The sequence below is a fragment of the Sphingomonas longa genome, assembly GCF_016892685.1.
Lineage (GTDB): Bacteria > Pseudomonadota > Alphaproteobacteria > Sphingomonadales > Sphingomonadaceae > Sphingomonas > Sphingomonas longa.
The window spans coordinates 933,565-954,690 of the sequence record NZ_JAFEMC010000001.1 but is presented as its reverse complement, the minus strand read 5'-3'; the positions used below and the strand labels follow the sequence as shown (position 1 = coordinate 954,690).

The 21,126-nt window shown below is 67.0% G+C and carries 17 protein-coding genes; 11 read left to right on the top strand and 6 right to left on the bottom strand.

Translation table 11 applies throughout. From position 1 onward, the window contains the following. Positions 1–5: 5 nt before the first annotated feature. A complete protein-coding gene (locus tag ILT43_RS04590; RefSeq protein WP_239474085.1) occupies positions 6–2,732 on the bottom strand; it encodes an Rne/Rng family ribonuclease in 2,727 nt (908 codons plus the stop codon). Positions 2,733–3,249: 517 nt separating this feature from the next. On the opposite strand from ILT43_RS04590, the gene ILT43_RS04585 reads away from it, so the two are divergent. The 4 genes from ILT43_RS04585 to ILT43_RS04570 all read left to right on the top strand — a co-directional run bounded on the left by ILT43_RS04585 (position 3,250) and on the right by ILT43_RS04570 (position 9,107). After that, a complete protein-coding gene (locus ILT43_RS04585; RefSeq protein ID WP_204195508.1) occupies positions 3,250–4,431 on the top strand; it encodes an N-acetylmuramoyl-L-alanine amidase family protein in 1,182 nt (393 codons plus the stop codon). A 218-nt stretch (positions 4,432–4,649) separates the two neighbouring features. Further along, positions 4,650–7,151, top strand: coding sequence for a penicillin-binding protein 1A (locus tag ILT43_RS04580; RefSeq protein WP_204195507.1), 2,502 nt, complete (start codon positions 4,650–4,652; stop codon positions 7,149–7,151). 62 nt (positions 7,152–7,213) lie between these two features. After that, positions 7,214–8,341 (top strand): peptide chain release factor 2, encoded by a 1,128-nt coding sequence (prfB, locus tag ILT43_RS04575; RefSeq protein ID WP_204195506.1) that lies wholly within the window; start codon positions 7,214–7,216, stop codon positions 8,339–8,341. Between the two features lie 19 nt (positions 8,342–8,360). After that, entirely contained in the window at positions 8,361–9,107 is a 747-nt protein-coding gene (locus ILT43_RS04570; protein WP_204195505.1) for a methyltransferase domain-containing protein, read from the top strand. On the opposite strand, the gene ILT43_RS04565 is transcribed toward ILT43_RS04570, so the two are convergent. Then, positions 9,098–9,496 (bottom strand): JAB domain-containing protein, encoded by a 399-nt coding sequence (locus ILT43_RS04565; protein ID WP_204195504.1) that lies wholly within the window; start codon positions 9,494–9,496, stop codon positions 9,098–9,100. The genes ILT43_RS04570 and ILT43_RS04565 overlap by 10 nt on opposite strands. Positions 9,497–9,603: 107 nt before the next feature. On the opposite strand from ILT43_RS04565, the gene ILT43_RS04560 reads away from it, so the two are divergent. The 6 genes from ILT43_RS04560 (at position 9,604) to ILT43_RS04535 (ending at position 15,583) form a co-directional block, all read left to right on the top strand. After that, positions 9,604–10,398 (top strand): thymidylate synthase, encoded by a 795-nt coding sequence (locus ILT43_RS04560; protein WP_204195503.1) that lies wholly within the window; start codon positions 9,604–9,606, stop codon positions 10,396–10,398. Continuing rightward, positions 10,398–10,856, top strand: a complete 459-nt coding sequence (locus ILT43_RS04555) for a dihydrofolate reductase (protein ID WP_204195502.1) — start codon at positions 10,398–10,400, stop codon at positions 10,854–10,856. Before ILT43_RS04560 ends, ILT43_RS04555 begins: the two co-directional genes overlap by 1 nt. An 84-nt stretch (positions 10,857–10,940) precedes the next feature. Further along, positions 10,941–11,876 carry a bifunctional riboflavin kinase/FAD synthetase gene (locus ILT43_RS04550; protein WP_204195501.1) on the top strand — a complete coding sequence of 312 codons (936 nt, stop codon included), beginning with the start codon at positions 10,941–10,943 and terminating at the stop codon, positions 11,874–11,876. Further along, positions 11,873–14,671, top strand: a complete 2,799-nt coding sequence (gene ileS / locus ILT43_RS04545) for an isoleucine--tRNA ligase (protein WP_204195500.1) — start codon at positions 11,873–11,875, stop codon at positions 14,669–14,671. The genes ILT43_RS04550 and ileS overlap by 4 nt, the downstream gene beginning before the upstream one ends. After that, positions 14,668–15,186: a signal peptidase II gene (gene lspA, locus ILT43_RS04540; RefSeq protein ID WP_204195499.1), complete on the top strand. Its 519-nt coding sequence runs from the start codon at positions 14,668–14,670 to the stop codon at positions 15,184–15,186. The genes ileS and lspA overlap by 4 nt, the downstream gene beginning before the upstream one ends. Continuing rightward, positions 15,179–15,583, top strand: coding sequence for a DUF3035 domain-containing protein (locus ILT43_RS04535; protein ID WP_204195486.1), 405 nt, complete (start codon positions 15,179–15,181; stop codon positions 15,581–15,583). Before lspA ends, ILT43_RS04535 begins: the two co-directional genes overlap by 8 nt. Positions 15,584–15,945: 362 nt before the next feature. Here ILT43_RS04535 and ILT43_RS04530 read toward each other — a convergent pair whose 3' ends face one another. The 4 genes from ILT43_RS04530 to ILT43_RS04515 all read right to left on the bottom strand — a co-directional run bounded on the left by ILT43_RS04530 (position 15,946) and on the right by ILT43_RS04515 (position 20,623). Next, on the bottom strand, positions 15,946–16,794 hold the full coding sequence (locus ILT43_RS04530) for a TorF family putative porin (protein WP_204195474.1): 849 nt from the start codon (positions 16,792–16,794) through the stop codon (positions 15,946–15,948). A 194-nt stretch (positions 16,795–16,988) separates the two neighbouring features. After that, complete coding sequence (metC, locus tag ILT43_RS04525) at positions 16,989–18,185, bottom strand: cystathionine beta-lyase (RefSeq protein WP_204195466.1); 1,197 nt, start codon at positions 18,183–18,185, stop codon at positions 16,989–16,991. Beyond that, positions 18,182–19,018 carry a sulfurtransferase gene (locus ILT43_RS04520; protein ID WP_204195459.1) on the bottom strand — a complete coding sequence of 279 codons (837 nt, stop codon included), beginning with the start codon at positions 19,016–19,018 and terminating at the stop codon, positions 18,182–18,184. Before ILT43_RS04520 ends, metC begins: the two co-directional genes overlap by 4 nt. Before the next feature lie 51 nt (positions 19,019–19,069). Next, complete coding sequence (locus tag ILT43_RS04515) at positions 19,070–20,623, bottom strand: cryptochrome/photolyase family protein (protein WP_204195457.1); 1,554 nt, start codon at positions 20,621–20,623, stop codon at positions 19,070–19,072. A gap of 29 nt (positions 20,624–20,652) precedes the next feature. Here ILT43_RS04515 and queF point away from each other — a divergent pair, with 29 nt between their 5' ends. Continuing rightward, a complete protein-coding gene (queF, locus tag ILT43_RS04510; RefSeq protein ID WP_204195447.1) occupies positions 20,653–21,099 on the top strand; it encodes a preQ(1) synthase in 447 nt (148 codons plus the stop codon). The last annotated feature ends 27 nt before the right edge of the window (positions 21,100–21,126 follow it).

Here is a 21,126-nt window from a genome sequence, read left to right as displayed (position 1 = left end):
CAAGGTCACGCGCCGAAGGTCCGCTGCCACCAGCCGCGCCGCGGCGGGCCGGCGGGGGCGTCGTCGGTTTCGCCGGCGAGCGGCTCGGCCGGGACCTGATCGGGCTCGGCGTCCGCCTCCGTCACGACAGGAGCGGGCGCTTCCGCGGCCGGAGCGTCGGCATCGGCATCGGCCTTCTTCCGGCGTGTCCGCTTGGGCTTGGCCGGAGCCTCCTCCGCGACGGGTTCGGGAGCCGGCTCGGGAGTCGGGGCCGCCTCGACCGGAGCGTCCACGTCCGCCTTCTTCTTGCGGGTCCGCTTCGGCTTCGGCGTGGCCTCGTCGTTCGCGACGGGAGCAGCGGCCTCGACCGGCGCAGCCTCGGCGGCCGGGGCAGCCGCCTCGACCGGAGCCGCAGCCCGCGCCCGCGGACGACGGCGCGTCTTCGGCGCTGCCTCCTCGGCGACGACAGGAGCCGCTTCGACCACTACCGGCTCGACCGGTGCCAACGCCAGCGCGCTCGTGACCGGGCCGGAGTCGCCCGCATCGGCGGCTTCCTCGACCTCGACGTTCGCCTCGACGGCACCCTCGGCACCGCCCTCCTGACGACGGCCACCGCGACGACCGCGACGCCCACGACGGCGACGTCCGCCTTCGCCCGCCGGCTGCTCGCCCGCGAACTCGGCCTGCTCGTCGCCGGCGTCGATGTCCTCCGCCCCGACGGTGTCTACCGTCTCGACGGCATCGTCGCTCTCGACCTGCTCGACGCCGTCATCCGACGCCTCGGTCGCATCACCAGCCTCCGAGCCCTCGCCATCCTTCGCCCGGCCCCGACGACCGCGACGGCGACGACGACGCTTGCCGCGCTCACCCTCGCTCTCGTCGTCACCACGTGCCTCGCGTGGCTGACGGGGCGCGCGGGCCTCGACGACCTCTTCCTCGTCGTCCTCCTCGATCTCGACCTCGTCGAAGACCTCGTCCTCTTCCTCCTCGATGATCAGCTCATCGATCTTCGGAGCATGCGCAGGCGGCGGGCCGGAGGCCTCGACCGACATGCGCGCACCTTCTTCCTCGCGGTCGGGGATGATCTCGACCTGTACGCCGTAGCGATCCTCGATCTCGGCAATGTCTCCGCGCTTGCGGTTCAGCACGTAGATCGTCGCCTCCTGCGACGCGCGCAGCGTCAGCAGCGAGCCGCGACCGCGTGCCGCCTCGTCCTCGATCAGGCGCAGCGCCGAAAGGCCGGCCGACGACGCCGTGCGGACCAGACCCGTGCCCTCGCAATGCGGGCACTGGCGCGTCGACGCTTCGAGCACGCCGGTACGCAGCCGCTGGCGGCTCATTTCCATCAGGCCGAAGCTGGAGATGCGGCCGACCTGGATGCGGGCGCGATCGTTCTTCAGCGCCTCCTTCATCGCCTTCTCGACCTTCCGGACGTTCGACCCGTTGTCCATGTCGATGAAGTCGATGACGACGAGGCCGGCCATGTCGCGCAGGCGCAACTGGCGTGCGATCTCCTGCGCCGCTTCCAGATTGGTCGCGGTCGCGGTCTGTTCGATATTATGCTCGCGCGTCGAGCGGCCCGAGTTGATGTCGATCGACACCAGAGCCTCGGTCGGGTTGATGACGAGATAGCCGCCCGACTTCAACTGCACGACCGGGTTGTACATCGCCGCGAGCTGGTCTTCGACGTGTGCGCGCTGGAACAGCGGCACGGCGTCGGCGTACTGCTTCACCTTCTTCGCGTGGCTCGGCATCAGCAGGCGCATGAAGTCCTTGGCATGGCGATAGCCTTCCTCGCCCTCGACCACGACCTCATCGACGCCGGCGTTGTAGATGTCGCGAATCGCACGCTTGATCAGGTCGCTGTCGCCATAGACCAGCGCAGGGGCCGACGACGTCAGCGTCTTGTCCCGGATCTCGTCCCACAGACGTGCCAGATAGTCGAAGTCGCGCTTGATCTCGGTGCGCGTGCGCTGAAGCCCGGCGGTGCGGACGATGCAGCCCATCGACGACGGCAGCGCCAGATCGGCCATGATCGTCTTCAGCCGCTTGCGATCGGCGGCGTTCGAAATCTTCCGCGAAATGCCGCCGCCATGCGACGTGTTCGGCATCAGCACGCAGTAACGGCCGGCGAGCGACAGGTACGTCGTCAGTGCCGCACCCTTGTTGCCGCGCTCTTCCTTCACGACCTGCACCAGCAGCACCTGACGGCGGCGGATCACGTCCTGAATCTTGTAGCGGCGGCGCAGGTTCATGCGACGCTGGCGCAGCGCCTCCACCTGATCGTCGTTCTGCCCGCGCGGCTTCTTCGACGTGCCGTCGGTCTCGCCGCCGGCCTCGCCTTCGCCCTCCTCATGATCGTCGTGATCGTCATGGTCGTGATCGTCTTCGTCATGGCCGTGGTCGCGATGGTCATGATCGTCATGATGATCGTCGTCGTCGTCCTGCTCGGCACGCAGCGCGGCTTCCTCGGCCGCATGCTCCGCCTCTTCGCGCAGCAACGCGTCGCGATCCTCCTTGGGGATCTGGTAGTAATCCGGGTGGATTTCCGAAAAGGCGAGGAAACCGTGACGGTTGCCACCGTAATCGATGAACGCCGCCTGGAGCGACGGCTCGACGCGGGTTACCTTGGCGAGATAGATGTTGCCCTTGAGCTGCTTGCGCTCGGCGGACTCGAAATCGAATTCCTCGATCCGGTTACCCTGGACGACCGCCACGCGGGTTTCTTCCCGGTGGCGTGCGTCGATCAGCATACGCGTGGTCATTGATGGCTCTCCACGCGCGTCCGCCACCCTCGGGGGGGAACGCGCGACGATTGGTCGCGACGCGGCAGGGTGCCGGCGTCGCCGATGTTGCAAGGAATGCGTCTGCTCGCGAACGCCGCCGGGGCGGTGGGCCGTTCGGCTCCCGCGCCACGCCGCTCCCGCCGGCGAAGGCCGGGCGGTCTGGCGTGCGGGGGAAATGCGTCATGCGAGCGTCAACCTGGAATATGTCCGCCAACCGGGCGGACGCGCGGAACCGGCACCGGTCTGGACCGACGCACGGATGCAATCCATAGCTAGCATTGCCAACCGTTCGTCGCAACCGGCGCTTTTCCGCGATGCTCGGCATAGATCGGTAAAGGCTAAGATTGCGTTAACCATAGGTCGTTACAGCGGATTTATGGTAGGCGTAACGATATTCGGTCCCCGCGGGCGCTCCAGTGCCCTTGGACCGCGAGCAGGGGCGAGCAGGATGTTCGGGGGCGACGGCAGGGGCGGCGGGCGGCGCATGCGATGCGCGGCCTTCGCGCTCGCGCTGACATCGGCGGCGATCGCGACGCCGGTATTCGCCGCGACGGTCACCTCGGTAGCGATCGATCGTACGCACATCGTCATCCGGTTCGACGCGCCCGCCACCGATGCGGCGGCGACCTTGCTGGACGAGCCGCGTCAGATCGCGGTCGATGTCGGGAATGCACCGAGGGGCCTGTCGATCGCGCCCGCCGGCCCGGTCGGCGCGGTCCACCGCGAGGATGGTGGTCGGCGGCTGGTGTTCGATCTGGTACGCCCGGTGATCGTGTCGGACGGTGGCTTCGACTCCAGCGGTCGCGAGCTGACCTTGACCTTGAGGCCGGTCGACGACGGTCGCTTTATCGCCGCCAGTATTGCGGGACCTCTCGACTTCCTGTCGTTCGGCTCCAGGCCGAAATACAAGGTCACCGTTCCCGTTCCGCCCGCGCGCAAGGCCCCGCCGCTCCCTCGCGTCGCGGGCGACGACACCCGCCCGCTGGTCGTGATCGACGCCGGGCATGGCGGTGTCGATCCCGGCGCGATCAATCCGGTCACCAAGCTGCGCGAGAAGGACGTGACGCTGAAGATCGCGCGCGCCATCCGCAAGGAACTGCTGGACGGCGGCCGGGTCCGCGTCGCGCTGACCCGCGACAGCGACAAGTACCTCGTCCTGCGCGAACGCTATGGCATCGCCCGGCGTTTGAAGGCGAGCCTGTTCATCTCGATCCACTGCGACAGCGTCGGCAGCGGCGACGCCACCGGCGCGTCCGTCTACACCCTGTCCGAAGTCGCCTCCGACAAGGAAGCCGCACGCCTCGCCGCGCGCGAGAACAAGGCGGACGTGATCGCCGGCGTGAACCTCGGCGATGCCGGCGCCGACGTGTCCTCGATCCTGATCGACCTGACTCAGCGCGAGACGATGAACAACTCGGCGACGTTCGCTCGTCTGCTGGGGCGCGAGGCCAAGCCGCTGATCCCGACCAAGACCAACTTCCACCGCATGGCGTCGCTGATGGTCCTTAAGGCGCCCGACCTGCCGTCGATCCTGTTCGAGACGGGCTATATCTCCAACCCCAGGGATGCCGCCTTCCTCGATTCCGATGACGGCCGCGAAGCCATCGCCGAAAGCGTCCGTCGCGCCGTCGAGGTCCATTTCGCACGCCGGATGGTCGGACGCTGACGGGTGCGCTGTCCTACACTGCGAGGGAGGCGTAGAAGGCGGGTTTGCTCTTTGAACCGTCTGTACCGCGCCCGCTGCCGAAACGCCGCATTGGACTAACCTTAGCCTAACCTTCCGACACCGGTCCGAATGATTACAGCCACTTGGGCCATCGGCGGTGCCAGTCGAATCACACCGCTGGCGAGCCGGCTCCAAGCTGGTATAAGCCGCGCCACAGTATGGCGTCCGTTTCTCCCAGCACCTCCGATCTGCCCGACGACCGTCCCCCCGGTGGCCGCGTCGCGCGCCTGTGGGGACGCTGGTGGGTCAAGCTCCTCGCCGGGCTCGTACTGATCGCCGCGGTCGGGGCGTTCCTGCTGTGGCTGCTCGTCATCCGCGACCTGCCCTCGGTCGACCAGCTGCGAACCTACGAGCCGCCCCTGCCGACCAACGTGCGCGGTGCGGACGGCGTGCCCGTCCAGTCCTATGCCCGCGAGCGTCGTGTCGAACTGTCCTACGGCGAATACCCGCCGATGCTGGTCCGCGCCTTCCTCGCCGCCGAGGACCGTACCTTCTTCGAACATCACGGCGTCGACTATCCCGGTCTCGCCGGCGCCGTCATCGACTATGCGCAGAAGTTCGGGACCGGCCGCCGCGCCAAGGGCGGCTCCACGATCACGCAGCAGGTCGCCAAGAACCTGCTGATCGGCGCCGAATACTCGCCTACGCGCAAGCTGCGCGAGGCGATTTTGGCGTGGAAGATCGAGGATACGCTGACCAAGCCGCAGATCCTGGAACTCTATCTCAACCAGATTGCGCTGGGCCGCAACGCGTTCGGCGTCGAGGCGGCGAGCCACGCCTATTTCGACAAGGAACTGGCCGATCTCAGCCTCGGCCAGATGGCCTATCTGGCGATCCTGCCCAAGGGTCCGTCCAACTACGACCCCGTCCGGCATCCCGAACGCGCGATGGACCGCCGCAACTATGTGCTGCGGGAGATGCTCCGCAACGGCTTCATCACCCAGGCGCAATATTCGGCGGCCAACGCCGAGCCGCTCGGCACCATCCTGCGCCGCACCCCCAAGTTCGAGGCACAGGGCGGGTACTTCGTTGAAGAGGTGCGCCGCCTGCTGATCGACAAGTTCGGCGAGTCGGCAAAGGATGGACCGTACAGCGTCTATTCCGGCGGCCTTTGGGTCCGCTCATCGCTCGACACGCGGCTTCAGGATCTGGCGCAGGAGGCGCTCCGCGACGGTCTGATGCGGTTCGAGGGCGGTCGTGGCTGGTCCGGCCCGCTGCGCCATGTCGACATCGACGGCGACAACTGGCTCCAGTCGCTGCTGAACACCAACATCGGCCTCGACTACAAGGACTGGCGCGCCGGCATCGCCATCGCACGAGATGACGGCGGCTGGTCGATCGGCTTCTCCGACGGCACGACCGGCACGATGCCGCGCTGGGCCGCGCAGATGCCGGTCCGCGGCGGCGGCGGCAACGCGTTCGGCGCGATCGAGGCCGGCGACATCCTCGCGGTCGCACCGTCCGGCAACGACTGGGCGATCCGCTCCGTACCACGCGTGTCCGGCGGGTTCGTCGTCGAGGAACCGGGCACCGGGCGCGTGCTGGCGATGCAGGGCGGCTTCGATGCTCGCTTGCAGGCGTTCAACCGGGCGACGCAGGCGATGCGGCAGCCGGGATCGACGATCAAGCCGATCGTGTATTCCGCGGCGCTGGAGAACGGAATGACGCCCGCCTCGATCATCGTCGACGGCCCGTTCTGCGTCTATCAAGGTGCGCGGCTGGGGCAGAAATGCTTCCGTAACTTCGGCAACATGCGCGGCGCCGGGCCGCACACGATGCGCTGGGGCATCGAACAATCGCGCAACCTGATGACCGTCCGCGCCGCCGCGCAGACGGGCATGCCGCGCATCGTGTCGCTGATGAAGCGGATGGGGATCGGGAACTACTCGCCCTATCTGTCCTTCGCGCTCGGTGCCGGCGAGACGACGGTGCAGCGGATGGTCAATGCCTTCTCGATCCTCGCCAATCAGGGTCGCGGCGGACCGCCCAGCCTGATCGACTTCGTGCAGGACCGCCACGGCAAGGTGATCTTCCCTGACAACTGGCGTCCCTGCGATGGCTGCAATACGCCCGAATGGAACGGCCGCGCGATGCCGCGCCCGGCGATGCGCCAGAAGCAGGTGATCGACCCATTGACCGCGTACCAGATGGTCCACATCACCGAGGGCGTGATCCAGCGCGGCACCGCCACCGTGCTGCGCGACCTGGATCGGCCGATGTTCGGTAAGACTGGCACCACCACCGGCCCGACCGACGTCTGGTTCATCGGCGGCACCCCGCAGTTCGTTGGCGGCCTGTATATCGGCTACGACACGCCCCGAAACCTGGGCGGGGCGGTGCAGGGCGGTACGTTCGCCGCGCCGATCTTCAAGCAATTCGCGACGAAAGCGTACGAAGGACTGGAGAAGCTGCCGTTCCGCGCCCCCGCTGGCATCCGCATGGTCCGCATCGATCGCGGCAGCGGCAAGCCGGTGTTCGGCACCTTCCCGACCGACACCGATCCCAAGGCATCTGTGATCTGGGAGGCGTTCAAGCCCGAAACCGAACCTCGCCGCCGCGCCCGCCGCTCCGATGTTGCACCGACCGTCGCCCCCACCGCCACGGCGACGCAGGCACCCCGCGACAGCGATTTCTTGCAAAGGGAAGGCGGAATCTACTAGCCGCAGTTCCTATATCGCGAATGCCCCGGTTCGGCGCGTTCCCGACCCACTGGAGAGTATCAATGCGCGCCGAAGCGCAGGCCCATGTCGACAGCATCAACGACGCGCTGGCTTTGCTGCGCCGGTTCCTCGATTGGGACCGCGCACTTCGCCGGCTCGACGAGCTGAACGCGCGTGTCGAGGACCAGGCGCTCTGGAATGATCCCAAGGCCGCGCAGGAGGTGATGCGCGAGCGTCGCCGGCTGGACGAGGCGATCGGCGCGACCCGCGCGATCGAGAGCGAGCTGTCCGGCACCGTCGAACTGATCGAGCTGGCGGATGCCGAGGGCGATCAGGAACTGGCGGACGAGGGCGTCGCCGCGCTCGCCGAGCTGGCCGCGCGCGCCGACCGCGACAAGGTGAAGGCGCTGCTGGCGGGCGAGGCCGATGCCAACGACACCTATATCGAGGTGAACGCGGGTGCTGGCGGCACCGAAAGTCAGGACTGGGCCGGCATGCTCAGCCGCATGTACACGCGCTGGGCGGAGCGGCACGGACTGAAGGTGGAGCTGGTCGATCAGCATTCGGGCGAGCAGGCGGGCATCAAGTCCGCCACGCTGCTGCTGAAGGGCGAGAACGCGTATGGTTACGCGAAGACCGAAAGCGGCGTCCACCGCCTCGTCCGCATCAGCCCCTACGACTCGGCCGCGCGGCGGCATACCTCGTTCGCCAGCGTCTGGGTCTATCCGGTCGTCGACGACAATATCGAGGTCGAATACAATGAATCGGACCTGCGCATCGACACTTACCGCGCGTCGGGTGCCGGTGGTCAGCACATCAACACCACCGATTCGGCGGTGCGCATCACGCACATCCCGACCGGCATCGTCGTGCAGTGTCAGAACCAGCGTTCGCAGCACAAGAACAAGGCCGAAGCCTACAACCAGCTTCGCGCCCGGCTCTATGAGCGCGAACTCGCGATTCGCGAACAGGCGGCCAATGCGGAAAACGCGACCAAGTCCGATATCGGCTGGGGGCACCAGATCCGCAGCTATGTCCTGCAGCCCTATCAGATGGTGAAGGACCTGCGCACCGGCGTCACCTCGACCGCGCCGGGCGATGTGCTCGACGGCGATCTCGACGCGTTCATGGCGGCGGCCCTGTCGCAGCGCGTCACCGGCGAAGTCGCCGACGTGGAGGACGTCGATTGATGCCGCGAGGGGTCTCGCTGTGGGTTTGATCCGCGCCGCCGCTCTCCTCGCGCTGACGCTGCTGGGGGCCTGTGACGGCTCCAAGCCGCTGATCAAGCGCGAGCCGGAGCAGCCGGGGCCGTTCCCCGCCGCGGATCGGCCTGTCGCCCATATCGTCTCCAGCCGCTGGTCGAACGAAGAGGCGCGCGACCGCCTGCGTGAGGCGTCGCAGGTGATGGACCGGGCATCGATCCGGCCGGGCATGACGGTGGCGGATATCGGCGCCGGCGAAGGCTATTACACGATCCGGCTTGCAGCGCGGGTCGGCGAGGACGGGCGCGTCCTGGCGGAGGATATCTTCGCCTCCGTCCGCGACGAGCTGGCCGAGCGAGTCGCGCGCGAGCGGTTGGACAATGTCAGCGTCCGACTGGGTACCCCCGCCGATCCGAAGCTGCCGGAGAACAGCTTCGACCGCGTGCTGCTGGTGCATATGTATCACGAGATCGAGCAGCCCTACGAGTTTCTGTGGCGACTGCGCCCGTCGCTGAAGCCGGACGGGCTGGTGGTGGTGGTCGACGCCAACCGCGCGACCCAGAATCACGGGACGCCGCCAGCGCTCCTCGCCTGCGAGTTCGCCGCGGTCGGGTATCGTCAGGTGACGATGGAGAACCTGCCCTCTGCGGGTGGTTATCTCGCTTCGTTCCGACCGCAGGGGCCGCGCCCTGATCCGGAGACGATCAAGCGCTGTCAACTTTCCCCGGCAGCGGCTCCGACCGCTCAGAGATAGCCGAGCGCCGCAAAGCTCGTGGTGCCGCTATGCGCGATCACCAGATGATCGAGTAGCGTCACTCCCACCGCCGCCAGCCCACGCGCCAGCAACTGCGTAGCGTGCAGGTCGTCGGCGCTGGGCGTGCTGTCGCCGGCCGGATGATTATGCGCAAGGATCGCCAATGTTGCGTCCATCGCCAGCGCATCGCGAGCGATCGCCCGCACCGGTATGGTCACGCTGCTGCCCAGGCCGGCGAGATGTCGGAGGCCGAGAAGCCTCCGTTCCGGAGATAAAAACGCGACTGCTGCCATCTCATTTGCTTGGTCGCGCAGGTTTGCGAAGAGGTGCAAGGCGTCTTCAAGGGTGGAAACCAGTTGGTCATGATGGTGGTCCTCGCGGCTGGGCATCGATCGAGCCTGACGCGCACCGTCGTGTTCGGCTGCTCCAGATAGGTCCGTAACCGATCGGATGTGCGCTACTTGGCGAAGTGCTCGCGCGGTTCTAGGCAGCGGGGATGCGGCAATATCTCGATTTGATGGACCACGTCCTGAACCACGGATCGCGGCAGATGGACCGCACCGGCACCGGCACCCTGTCGGTGTTCGGCCACCAGATGCGATTCGACCTCGCCGCCGGCTTTCCGGTGCTGACGACCAAGAAGCTGCACCTGCGCTCGATCATCGTCGAACTGCTCTGGTTCCTGCGCGGCGACACCAACGTCCAGTGGCTCAACGATCGCCGGGTCAGCATCTGGGATGAATGGGCGGACGCAAACGGCGATCTCGGCCCCGTGTACGGCAAGCAATGGCGCGACTGGGTGTCGGCGGAGGGGCGGCATATCGACCAGATCGCCGACCTCGTCCGCCAGATCCGCGAGCAACCGGCGTCGCGCCGCCAGATCGTCTCCGCCTGGAACCCCGGCGAACTGCACTCTATGGCGCTCGCACCCTGCCACTGCCTGTTCCAGACGCACGTCGCGAACGGCCGGCTGTCGTTGCAGCTCTACCAGCGGTCGGCGGACATCTTCCTCGGCGTGCCGTTCAACATCGCCAGCTATGCTCTGCTGACGCACATGCTGGCGCAGCAATGCGGGCTGGAGGTCGGGGAGTTCATCTGGACGGGGGGCGATTGCCACCTCTACCTCAACCACCTCGATCAGGCGCGCGAGCAACTGGTGCGGACACCGGGACCGCTGCCCCGTCTGGAGATCGTGCGCAAGCCCGATGCAATCGACGGGTATGACCTGGAGGACTTCGTGCTCCACGATTACGTCGCGCAGGCGCACATCAGGGCGCCGGTGGCGATCTGATGGTGACCTTCCATCTCGCGCGGGCCGATAACGGGGTGATCGGGGTCGAGGGGCGGCTGCCGTGGCACCTGCCCGCCGACTTGAAGCGGTTCAAGGCGCAGACGCTGGGCCGTGCGATGATCATGGGCCGCAAGACCTTCGACAGCTTTCCCGCGCCGCTGCCGGGCCGTCGCCACATCGTGCTGACCCGCGATCGGAACTGGGCCGCGGCCGGCACGGAGGTCGCGCGCAGCGCTGAGGATGCGCTGGCGCTGGCAGGCGATGATGCGGCGGTGATCGGTGGAGCGGAGATCTTCGCGCTGTTCACGCCGGAACGGATCGAATTGACGGAGGTGCATTGCTCGCCGATGGGCGACGCGGTGGTGTCGGCGTTCGAAGGCTGGCGCGAGATCGCCCGCGAGGATCATCCGGCGGAGGGCGATCGGCCGGCGTACAGCTTCGTGACGCTGGTCCAGTGATAGCGGGATAAGCTTCCGCCGGTCGCGACTGGCCGCTCCCGAAACCCCTATCCCCGGCGCGGCACGGCCCGTATAGCGCCGCGCATGCAGCGGCTCGACGGCGGCTCGGCCATTCCGCCCCATCTCGCCGGCGGGATCGTCGCGCTCGGTAATTTCGATGGCTTCCATCTCGGTCACCAAGCGGTGGTGGGGGAGGCGGTACGGCGTGCGCGGGAGGCTGGCCGCCCCGCGCTCGTGGCGACGTTCGATCCGCATCCGGTGCGCCATTTCATGCCCGACGCCGCGCCGTTCCGGCTGACGACGCTCGACCAGCGCGAGCGGCTGTTCGCGGCGGCGGGCGCGGATGCGATGGTCGTCTTTCATTTCGACGGCGTGCTGGCCGGGCTGACCGCGCAGGATTTCGTCCGCCGGTGTCTGGTCGAGGATCTGAAGGTCGGCGGCGTCGTGACCGGCGAGGATTTCACCTTCGGCAAGTCGAAGGGCGGCAATGTCGGCCTGCTCGCCGAACTGGGCCGTGATTACGGGTTCGAGGCCGCGGCCGTCGCGGCGGTGTCGCTGGACGGCGAACCGGTGTCGTCGAGCCGCATCCGCGCACATCTGAGGCTGGGCGAGGCGCGGGCGGCGGCACGCCTGCTGACGCGGCCGTTCGCGATCGAGGGCGTGGTCGAGCACGGCGACAAGGTGGGGCGGACGATCGGCTATCCGACCGCGAACCTGTCGATGGGGAAGTATATTCGCCCGGCCTACGGCATCTATGCGGTGCGTGGACGGCTGGCGGACGGGCGGATGCTGGACGGCGCGGCGAATCTGGGCATCCGGCCGCAATTCGTTCCGTTGAAGGAATTGCTGGAACCGTTCTTCTTCGACTTCTCGGAAGACCTGTACGGACAGGCGCTTGAGGTCGAACTGATCGAATATCTGCGACCGGAAGCGATGTTCGACGGCATGGACGCGCTCATCGCGCAGATGGACGCCGATTGCGCGCGGGCACGGGAGGTTCTAGGCGCGCGGAACGCATGACCGACGCACCCAACACTCCGCGCGACTCCGCCAGGGACTATCGCGATACCGTCTTCCTGCCGAAGACCGACTTTCCGATGAAGGCGGGCCTTGCCGCCAAGGAGCCGGCGATCCTCGATCGCTGGGCGCGCATCGGCCTGTACGACCGGCTGCGACGCGAGCGGGAGGGGCGCGAGCGCTTCATCCTGCACGATGGCCCGCCCTATGCGAATGGCGACATTCACATGGGCCACGCCATGAACAAGGTGCTGAAGGACATCATCGTCCGCAGCCAGACCCTACTCGGCAAGGATGCGCCGTACGTACCCGGCTGGGACTGCCACGGCCTGCCGATCGAGTGGAAGGTCGAGGAAGCGTATCGCGCGAAGAAGCTGAACAAGGACGACGTGCCGGTCGACCAGTTCCGTGCCGAGTGCCGCGCCTATGCCGAGAAGTGGGTAGGCGTGCAGCGCGCCGAGTTCGAGCGGCTGGGCGTGATGGGCGACTGGGCCGATCCCTATCTGACGATGAATTACGACGCGGAGGCGGCGATCGTCGGCGAGCTGTTGAAGTTCGCCGAATCGGGTCAGCTGTATCGCGGGGCCAAGCCGGTGATGTGGTCGCCGGTCGAGAAGACCGCGCTGGCCGAGGCCGAGGTCGAATACGAGGATGTCGTCTCGACCCAGATCGATGTCGGGTTCGAGATCGTCGAGGCACCGGAATATCCGCCGCTGGTCGGGGCGATCGCGGTGATCTGGACGACGACGCCGTGGACCATCCCGGTCAATCAGGCGTTGGCCTATGGTTCGGCGATCGATTATCTGGTGTTCGGCCATCAGGGCAAACGCTATCTGGTCGCGGAGCCGCTGTTGCCGGCCTTTACGAAGCGCACCGGCATCGGCATGGAATCGTTCGAGGCGCTGGCCAAGGGGCCGGTGCTGGAGGGCGCGACGGCGCGTCACCCGATGCACCATCTGGGCGGGTTCTTCGCGAAGCCGCGGCCGTTCCTCGAAGGCGACTTCGTCACGATCGATGCCGGTACGGGTCTGGTGCATATGTCGCCGGACCACGGCGAGGACGATTTCCTGCTGTGCAAGCGGCACGGCATCGATCCCGTCTTCGCGGTCGACGGCGCCGGCATGTACCGCGCGGATTGGGCGTGGCTGGGCGGGCAGGGCTCCGTCATCAACAAGAAGTTCGTCGCGGCGGACGGGCCGATCTGTTCGGACCTGCGCGAAGCCGGCGCGCTGATCGCGGCCTCCGACGATTTCAGGCACAGCTATCCGCATTCGTGGCGGTCCAAGGCGAAGGTGATCCAGCGCGCGACGCCGCAATGGTTCATCCCGATGGATCGCAATGCAGAGCGCGACGAGGCGGCGGACACCGCCAGCAACGGCGCGACGCTACGCGAGGTCGCGCTGGACGCGATCGCGGCGACGCAGTGGGTGCCGGCGCGCGCCGAGAACCGCATCCGGGCGATGGTCGAGGGGCGGCCCGACTGGGTCATCAGCCGCCAGCGCGCCTGGGGCGTGCCGATCGCGCTGTACGTCCACCGCCAGACCGGCGAGTATCTGAACGACCCTGCCGTCAACGCGCGCATCGTCGCGGCGTTTCGCGAGGGCGGGGCGGATGCGTGGTTCACCGCGGATCATCAGATGCTGCTGGGCGATGCGCATGTGCTCGCCGATTACGAGCCGCAGCGCGACATCCTGGACGTGTGGTTCGATTCGGGCTGCACGCACGTCTTCACGATCGAGGCGCGGTACGGCGCGGACGTGCGCGCGAATTTGTATCTCGAAGGGTCCGACCAGCATCGCGGCTGGTTCCAGTCGTCGTTGCTGGAAAGCTGCGGCACGCGCGGGCGCGCGCCGTACGACGCCGTGCTGACCCACGGCTTCGCCCTGGACGACAAGGGCCGCAAGATGTCCAAGTCACTGGGCAACGTCGTCGATCCGCTGAAGATCATCGGCGAAAGCGGCGCGGATATCCTGCGGATGTGGGTCGCGTCGACCGACTATTTCGACGACGTCCGCATCGGCAAGGAAGTGCTGGCGACGGCCTCCGATGCCTATCGCAAGCTGCGCAACACGTTCCGCTATCTGCTCGGCGCGCTCGACGGTTATTCGGAAACGGAAACGGTCGATGTCGCCGAGATGCCCGAACTGGAGCAGTATATCCTGCACCGGCTGGGAATGCTGGATACGGAGTTGCGCGAGGCCGCGACGGGTTATGAGTTCAACCGCTACATCCGCCTGCTGACCGACTTCGCGAACGAGGACCTGTCGGCGTTCTTCTTCGACGTGCGCAAGGACAGCCTGTATTGCGACGCGCACGACAGCGTGAAGCGGCGCAGTTACCGGACGGTGCTCGACACGCTGTTCCACGCGCTGGTCCGCTATGCTGCGCCGGTGCTGTGCTTCACCGCCGAGGAAGTGTGGCAGGCGCGCTTCCCCAGCGCGGACGGCTCGGTGCATCTGCTCGAGTGGCCGGAATTGCCGGACGTGCCCGGCGACTCGCCGCTCGGGACGCGGTGGCAGGCGGTACGCGCGCTGCGCGTCGCCGTGACCGAGGCGATCGAGCCGCTGCGCCGCGAGAAAACGGTCCGCTCCAGCCTGGAGGCGGAGGTGACGGTGTCGTCGACGCCGTTGCCAGTGGACGAACTGGCGGAGATCTTCATCGTCGCCGCGGTGCGCGAGGCCGACGACGTGACGGTGGCACGGACCGATTATCGGAAATGCGGCCGTTGTTGGCGGCATCTGCCGGAGGTCACAGACGACGGGTCGCTGTGCGACCGCTGCGCCGGGGTGGTGGCGTGACTCGCACGCTGCCACGCGCCGCGCTGGGACTGGCGGTTGCGGTCCTGATCGTCGATCAGGTCGTGAAATACTGGGTGACGGGTCCGCTGGGGCTGAACTACCTGTCCGCCTATCGTACGATCACGTCGTTCTTCGACCTGCGCTACGTCGCCAATTGCGGCGTGTCGCTCGGGCTGTTGCACGGCGACGAGGCGTGGTGGCCGTGGGTGCTGGTCGCGCTGACCGGCGCGATCTCGATCGGCGTGTTTGTGTGGATGCTGCGCGAGACGAACCGGATCGACCAATTGGCGCTGGGTGCGGTGCTGGGCGGGGCACTGGGAAACATTGCCGATCGCCTGTTTCGTTCGCCCCGCTGCGTCGTCGACTATGCCGATCTGCACATCGGCGACTGGCGTCCCTTTTTGGTCTTCAATGTCGCCGACGTGGCGATTACGGTGGGCGTCGCGACGCTGCTGATCCGCGCGTTCCTGGTTCGCGACAAGCGCCAGCCTTCTACGGAGAGTTCCCATGCGTAAGTCCGTCATCCTCGTCGCCGGGGCCGCTTCGATCCTGTCGGGTTGCGCGGGCAAGTCGCTCGACCGGGCGCGGCCGGACGAGTTCGCAGTCGCGCGTCAGGCTCCGCTGGTGATCCCGCCCGATTACGCACTGGTGCCGCCGCAGCCGGGGGCCGCCCGCCCGCAGGATGTATCGACGCAGGCGCAGACGCTGGACGCGCTGTTCGGCGGCACGGCTCCGCGTAGCGCCGCCGAGTCGGCGGTGGTCGAGGAGGCTGGTGGCGACACGGCGGAGAACGGTATCCGCTCGTCGGTCGGCGATCCCCAGACGAATGTCGTCAACAAGGGCACGACGACGCGCGACATCGTCGCTGCCCCCGCCGCGGATGGCGCGGACGCGAAAGCGACGGCGCAGTAGGATCGACGCGCGGTCTGGTCCGACGGGGCGGGGCTGCCGCGCTGGACATGATGACTTGATGTCCGTTCGCCCCGAGCCTGTCGAAGGGCATGGGTCCCACCTGTGCTTCGACAACCTCGGCACGAACGGCTCGCACCGATGCCTCACGACTGAATAAGACGCCGGCTTTCGCCGGTGTAACGCGTCAAGGGGGCGGCTTCCGTGAGGAGGCCGCCCCTTTTCGTTCCGGGCCTGATGGCGTGGGTTCGGCCCAGGCTTACCTTCGTTTCAAGTAAGGGCCGGGTGGGTCCTTCCACGAGCGAGGTACACGCGGATGCTCCCCTCCCTGAAGGGGAGGGGAGATTCAGCCCACGTTTTCCGCTTTAGAATGCCGCGGTGAGCGAGAACAGGAAGGTGCCGTCGGCGATGTTGCCGCTGCCGTCCTGGCCGTTGCTGAAGCTGGGGCGGAGATATTCGGCGTCGCGCGCGGAGATGTCGGTGCCGACATAGGAAACGCCCAGCGTCAGGTTCTTGAACGTCGTGTCGACCCCGACCATCCAGTCGAAATACTTGCCGGTCGGCGCGACCGAGGTGGCGTTGGGACCGAGCCCGCGATTGCCGTCCGAAAAGCCGACATGGCCTTTCAGCGTGAACGGCGTGCTGGGCAGGGCGGTCGCGGCATCGACCCAGAGATACAGATTGTCCTCCTTGTCGCCCGGATCATTGTAGACGCCGGCGGCTGCATCGGCACCGGTGAAGTACCAGCGGCCGAGCGCTTCCTGCGCGGGAGCATAGGCGACGCCAGCGGTCAGCGACGCCGGCCCAAGCGAGCCGGACACCTTGGCATAGGGTTCGAAGAAGTCGGTCTTATCGGCGCCGCCCGGATACATATAATAGGTGACGCCGACGTCGAGCGTCACGTCCTCGGTGGGCTTGAACTTGTAGCCGCCGATGATGTCGAGTTCGAGGTTCGCGCCGCCGAACGTGCCCCAACCGGCGAGATTCGATCCCCAGAAGCCGCCATACAGGCCGCTCTCATGCGAGATGGTGACGCCAGCCTGCACCGCGACATCCTCGTCGGACTGCGAGACGCCGCGGAAACGGTAGTCGGATACGATGGCGGCGGAGCCGCTGATCGTAACGGGCGGTGGCGGGGCGGTGTCGTCTTGCGCCAGAGCGGGCGAAGCGGCGACGAGCGAAAGACCGCCAACGAGAAGGTGCGAGAAGCGCATCGTATTCCCCTTTTGGGATGAAACCGATTGCTCCGCCTGCTTCCCGGGAACGCCGCGTGTGTCCGGCCTGTCGAAAGGCCGTCTTGCGATCTACTCGCCGGGACCCGCTGACTGCCAGCCGCTGTTGCAACGCACAAGAACAATCGTGCACGATGCCAAGTTAAAACGATCATATGTTGCGAACCCGCAACAGCCTAGACTGTGGCTGCGGCCCCCCACGCCGCAAATCCGCGCTCCAGATCGGCAATCAGGTCGCTTGTGTCTTCCAGCCCGACCTGAATGCGCACCAGCAAGCCGGTGTCGGCGCGCGTCGTGACGCTGCGGTGGCGCTGAGGATCGATCGGGATCGCGAGGCTCTCATAGCCGCCCCAGCTGTAGCCGATACCGAACAGGTCGAGCGTATCGATGAAGGCGGTGCGTGCGGCGTCGTCCCCGCCCGCGAAGGCGAACGAGAACAGGCCGCTGGAACCGGCGAAATCCCGCACGAAATTCTCATGGCCGGGGCAGTTCGGCAACGCGGGGTGGTATACCGCCGACACTTCCGGCCGCGTGTCGAGCCAGCCTGCAATCGCAAGCGCGCTCTCCTGATGCTGGCGCAGGCGGACGGCCATCGTGCGGAGTCCGCGACTGCCGAGGAAGGCATCGTCGGGGGCGACATGCTGGCCAAGCTGGAAGCTGGTGTCGCGCAGGGCGGCGAAGCGGCCGGGACCGGCGGTGACGGAGCCGAGCATCGCGTCCGAATGACCGACAACATATTTGGTGCAGGCGAGGATCGTATAGTCGATGCCGCGGGCGATGGCCGGGAAGAACAGTGGCGTCGCCCAGGTATTGTCGAGCAGGGTCGCGATGCCGTGCGCCTTGGCGACGGCGACGATCGCGGGAATATCCTGCACCTCGAAAGTCAGGCTGCCCGGACTTTCCATGAAGATCGCGCGCGTGTTCGGGCCGATCAGGTCGGCGATGCCAGTGCCGATCATCGGATCGTAGAAGCTGGTGGTGATCCCGAAGCGCCGGAGCAGGCCGGTGGCGAAACCGCGCGTGGGGTCATAGGCGCTGTCGACCAGCAGCAGCTCGTCGCCCGGCGACAGGACCGCGAGCAGCGCAGCGGCGACCGCAGCGACGCCGGACGGATAGAGGAAGGTGCCTTCCGCGCCCGGCTCCAGCTCGGTCAGCGCGTCGGCCAGCGACCACTGCGTCGGTGTACCGCGCCGTCCGTAGAACAGGCGATGATGGGTATCGCGACCGGCCGCAGCGCGCAGATGGGCGACATCGTCGTACAGGATCGTGGATGCCCGCCACACCGGCGGGTTGACGATCCCCGAGGTCCATTCCTTGCGGCGGCCCGCGGTGACGACCTTCGTCGCGGGCTTCGTATCGTCGCGATCGTTCATGCTTCGCCCGTCGCCTTGAGAGTGGAGGAGTCGCTGCCCCATTCGGTCCAGCTGCCGTCGTAGAGCGATGCCTCGCGACCGAGCAGATGCGCGCCGAATGCCAGCACGGCGGCGGTCACGCCGGAGCCGCAGGTCATCGCCATCGGTGCGTTCAAATCGACCCCCGCCGCCTCGAACGCCGCGGACAATGCCGCACCGCGCTTCCACGTGCCGTCCGCCTCGAACAGGCGCGGATAGGGAAGGCTAAGCGCGCCGGGTATATGGCCGGGCGCGGCGCCGTGCGGATCGGGTTCTTCGCCGGTGAAGCGGGTGGCGCTGCGCGCGTCGATCACCTGTTCCGCACCGGTGGCGAGATTGCCCTTCATCTGGGCGAGGGTGCGCAGCCGCGCCTCGTTCCATTGCGGCGTCGCGTGGCGGGGTTTCGCATCATGCGGTCCCGCCTCCAGCGCGCGACCCTCGGCGCGCCATTTGGCGAGGCCGCCGTCGAGGATCGCGACGCTGCCGATGCCGTACCCGCGGATCAGCCACCACGCGCGGGCCGCGCTCTTCCACGGGGCATCGTCGTAGAGGACGATGCGGGTGCCATCGCCGAGGCCGAGCTTGCCGAGGCGGCTAGCGACCTTGGCGGGTCCGGGCAGGGTGTTCGGGAGCGGCGAGTCGGTGTCGCGAAGTTCGGCAAGGTCCAGGAACACTGCGCCGGGGATGTGACCGGCCTCGAACTCCGCGCGGGCGTCGCGTCCCAGCGAAGGGTCGAGCAGGGTGGCATCGGCGATGCGCAGGTCGCCCTGGCCCAGCGATGATGCGAGCCATTCGGTCGTGACGAGGGAGTCCATATGCGCGCCTCTAGCGGATGGCCGAGGGGTTTGTCGAAGGGTGGCGGACGATCAGTAGGGCGGACCGCTGGCGTCGAGCGTATCGAGGAACGCAGCGGCTTGATCGCGGGTCGCGGCCTGTGCATCGGCCGGCTGTTTGTCCCAGGTGCGGTACGGCATCGCGAGGCGCGGATTGCGGCCGAGCGTTTCCCGGTGCCGTGCCAGGAAGTCCCAGTACAAGGCGTTGAACGGACACGCATCCGGTCCGACCCGCTGCTTCACGTCGTAACGACAGTGGCGGCAATAATCGGACATCCGGTCGATATACGCACCCGACGAGACATAGGGTTTCGACCCCACGAGGCCGCCGTCGCCGAACTGGCTCATACCCAGCGTGTTCGGCAATTCGACCCATTCGTACGCGTCGACATAGACCTCCAGATACCAGAGGTGGACCGCCTTCGGATCGGCGCCGATCAGCAGCGCGAAATTGCCGGTGACCATCAGCCGCTGGATGTGGTGGGCGTGTGCGGTGGCAAGCGTCTGACCGATCGACTCGCGCAGGCAGTGCATCTCGGTCTCGCCGGTCCAGTACCATGCGGGCAGCGGGCGGCGGTGATCGAGGTGGTTGCGATCGACATAGTCCGGCCCCTCGCGCCAATAGATTCCGCGCATATATTCGCGCCAGCCGATGATCTGGCGGACATAGCCCTCGACGGAATTCAGCGGTGCGCGGCCGGCATGATATTCCGCCTCCGCCCGGCGGCACAGATCGATCGGGTCGAGCAGGCCGGAATTGATGTAGGGCGACAGGATCGAGTGCCAGAGGTGGCGCTCGCCGGTCAGCATCGCATCCTCGTAATCGCCGAACTGTGGGAGGGCGTGGCGGAAGAACATATCCGCCTGACGCTCGGCATCGGCGGCGGTGACGGCCCAGTCGAATCCGTCGAGCGAGCCGGGATGATCGGGGAAACGTTCGGCGATCATCGCGATCACGTCTCGCGTGATCGCGTCGGGCGCGAAGGCGAGGGGGCGGGGCATGAGCAGGTCGGCCTTGGCCGGCTTGCGATTGTCCTTGTCGAAGTTCCAGCGGCCGCCGACCGGTTTGGCGTTGGGTTTGTCGCTTTCCATCAGCAGGCCCGTCTTGCGGCGCATGTCGCGGTAGAAGAACTCCATCGTCAGTTCGCGGCGGTTCTCCGCCCAGGCGTCGAACTCCGCATGCGTGGCGACGAAGCGGTCGTCGGGGTGGATATCGACGGGGATGCCGAAGATCGTCTCCCACCCGTCGATCATCGCGCGGACGCGCCACTCGCCGGCTTCGGTGACGGCGATGCGGTCGGGATCGTGACGCTGGATCGCGCGGGCGAGCTCGCCGGTGAAGCTGCCGGCGTTGTCGGGGGCGTCGAGCGCCGTGTAATCGACCGTCCAGCCGGCGTCGTGCAGTGCATCGGCGTGGTGGCGCATCGCCGACAGGATGTAGGCGAGCTTCTGTTTATGATGGCGGACGTAGGTCGTCTCCTCCGCGACCTCGACCATCAGAACGACCGTGTCGGCCGGGTTCTGGCCGCGAAGCGAGGCCATAGTCGGCGACAATTGATCGCCGAGAATCGGCACGAGCGTTTTCATGCGGGCATCATCTTCCTATGTGCGGGGACATGACCCCCATGCATCTCGGCCAGACCAGCGCGCTGCCCGCATCCCCCGAAGCGGCGGTGCTCGACTATGTTCCCAATCCGCGGCCCGGCCGTACCTATCTGGTGCGGTTCGCGGCCCCCGAGTTCACCAGCCTGTGCCCGGTGACGGGACAGCCCGACTTCGCGCATCTGGTGATCGATTACGTGCCCGGCGAGACGATCGTGGAGTCGAAATCGCTGAAGCTGTTCCTGGGCAGTTTCCGCAATCATGCCGCGTTCCACGAGGATTGCACGGTGGGAATCGGCGAGCGGCTGTTCGACGAAATGAAGCCCGTTTGGCTGCGGATCGGTGGCTATTGGTATCCGCGCGGCGGTATCCCGATCGACGTGTTCTGGCAGTCGTCCGCGCCGCCGGCCGATTTGTGGCTCCCGGATCAGGGGGTTGCACCTTACCGCGGCCGTGGATGACTCTGTTCGATGACGGGCGTGTCATGC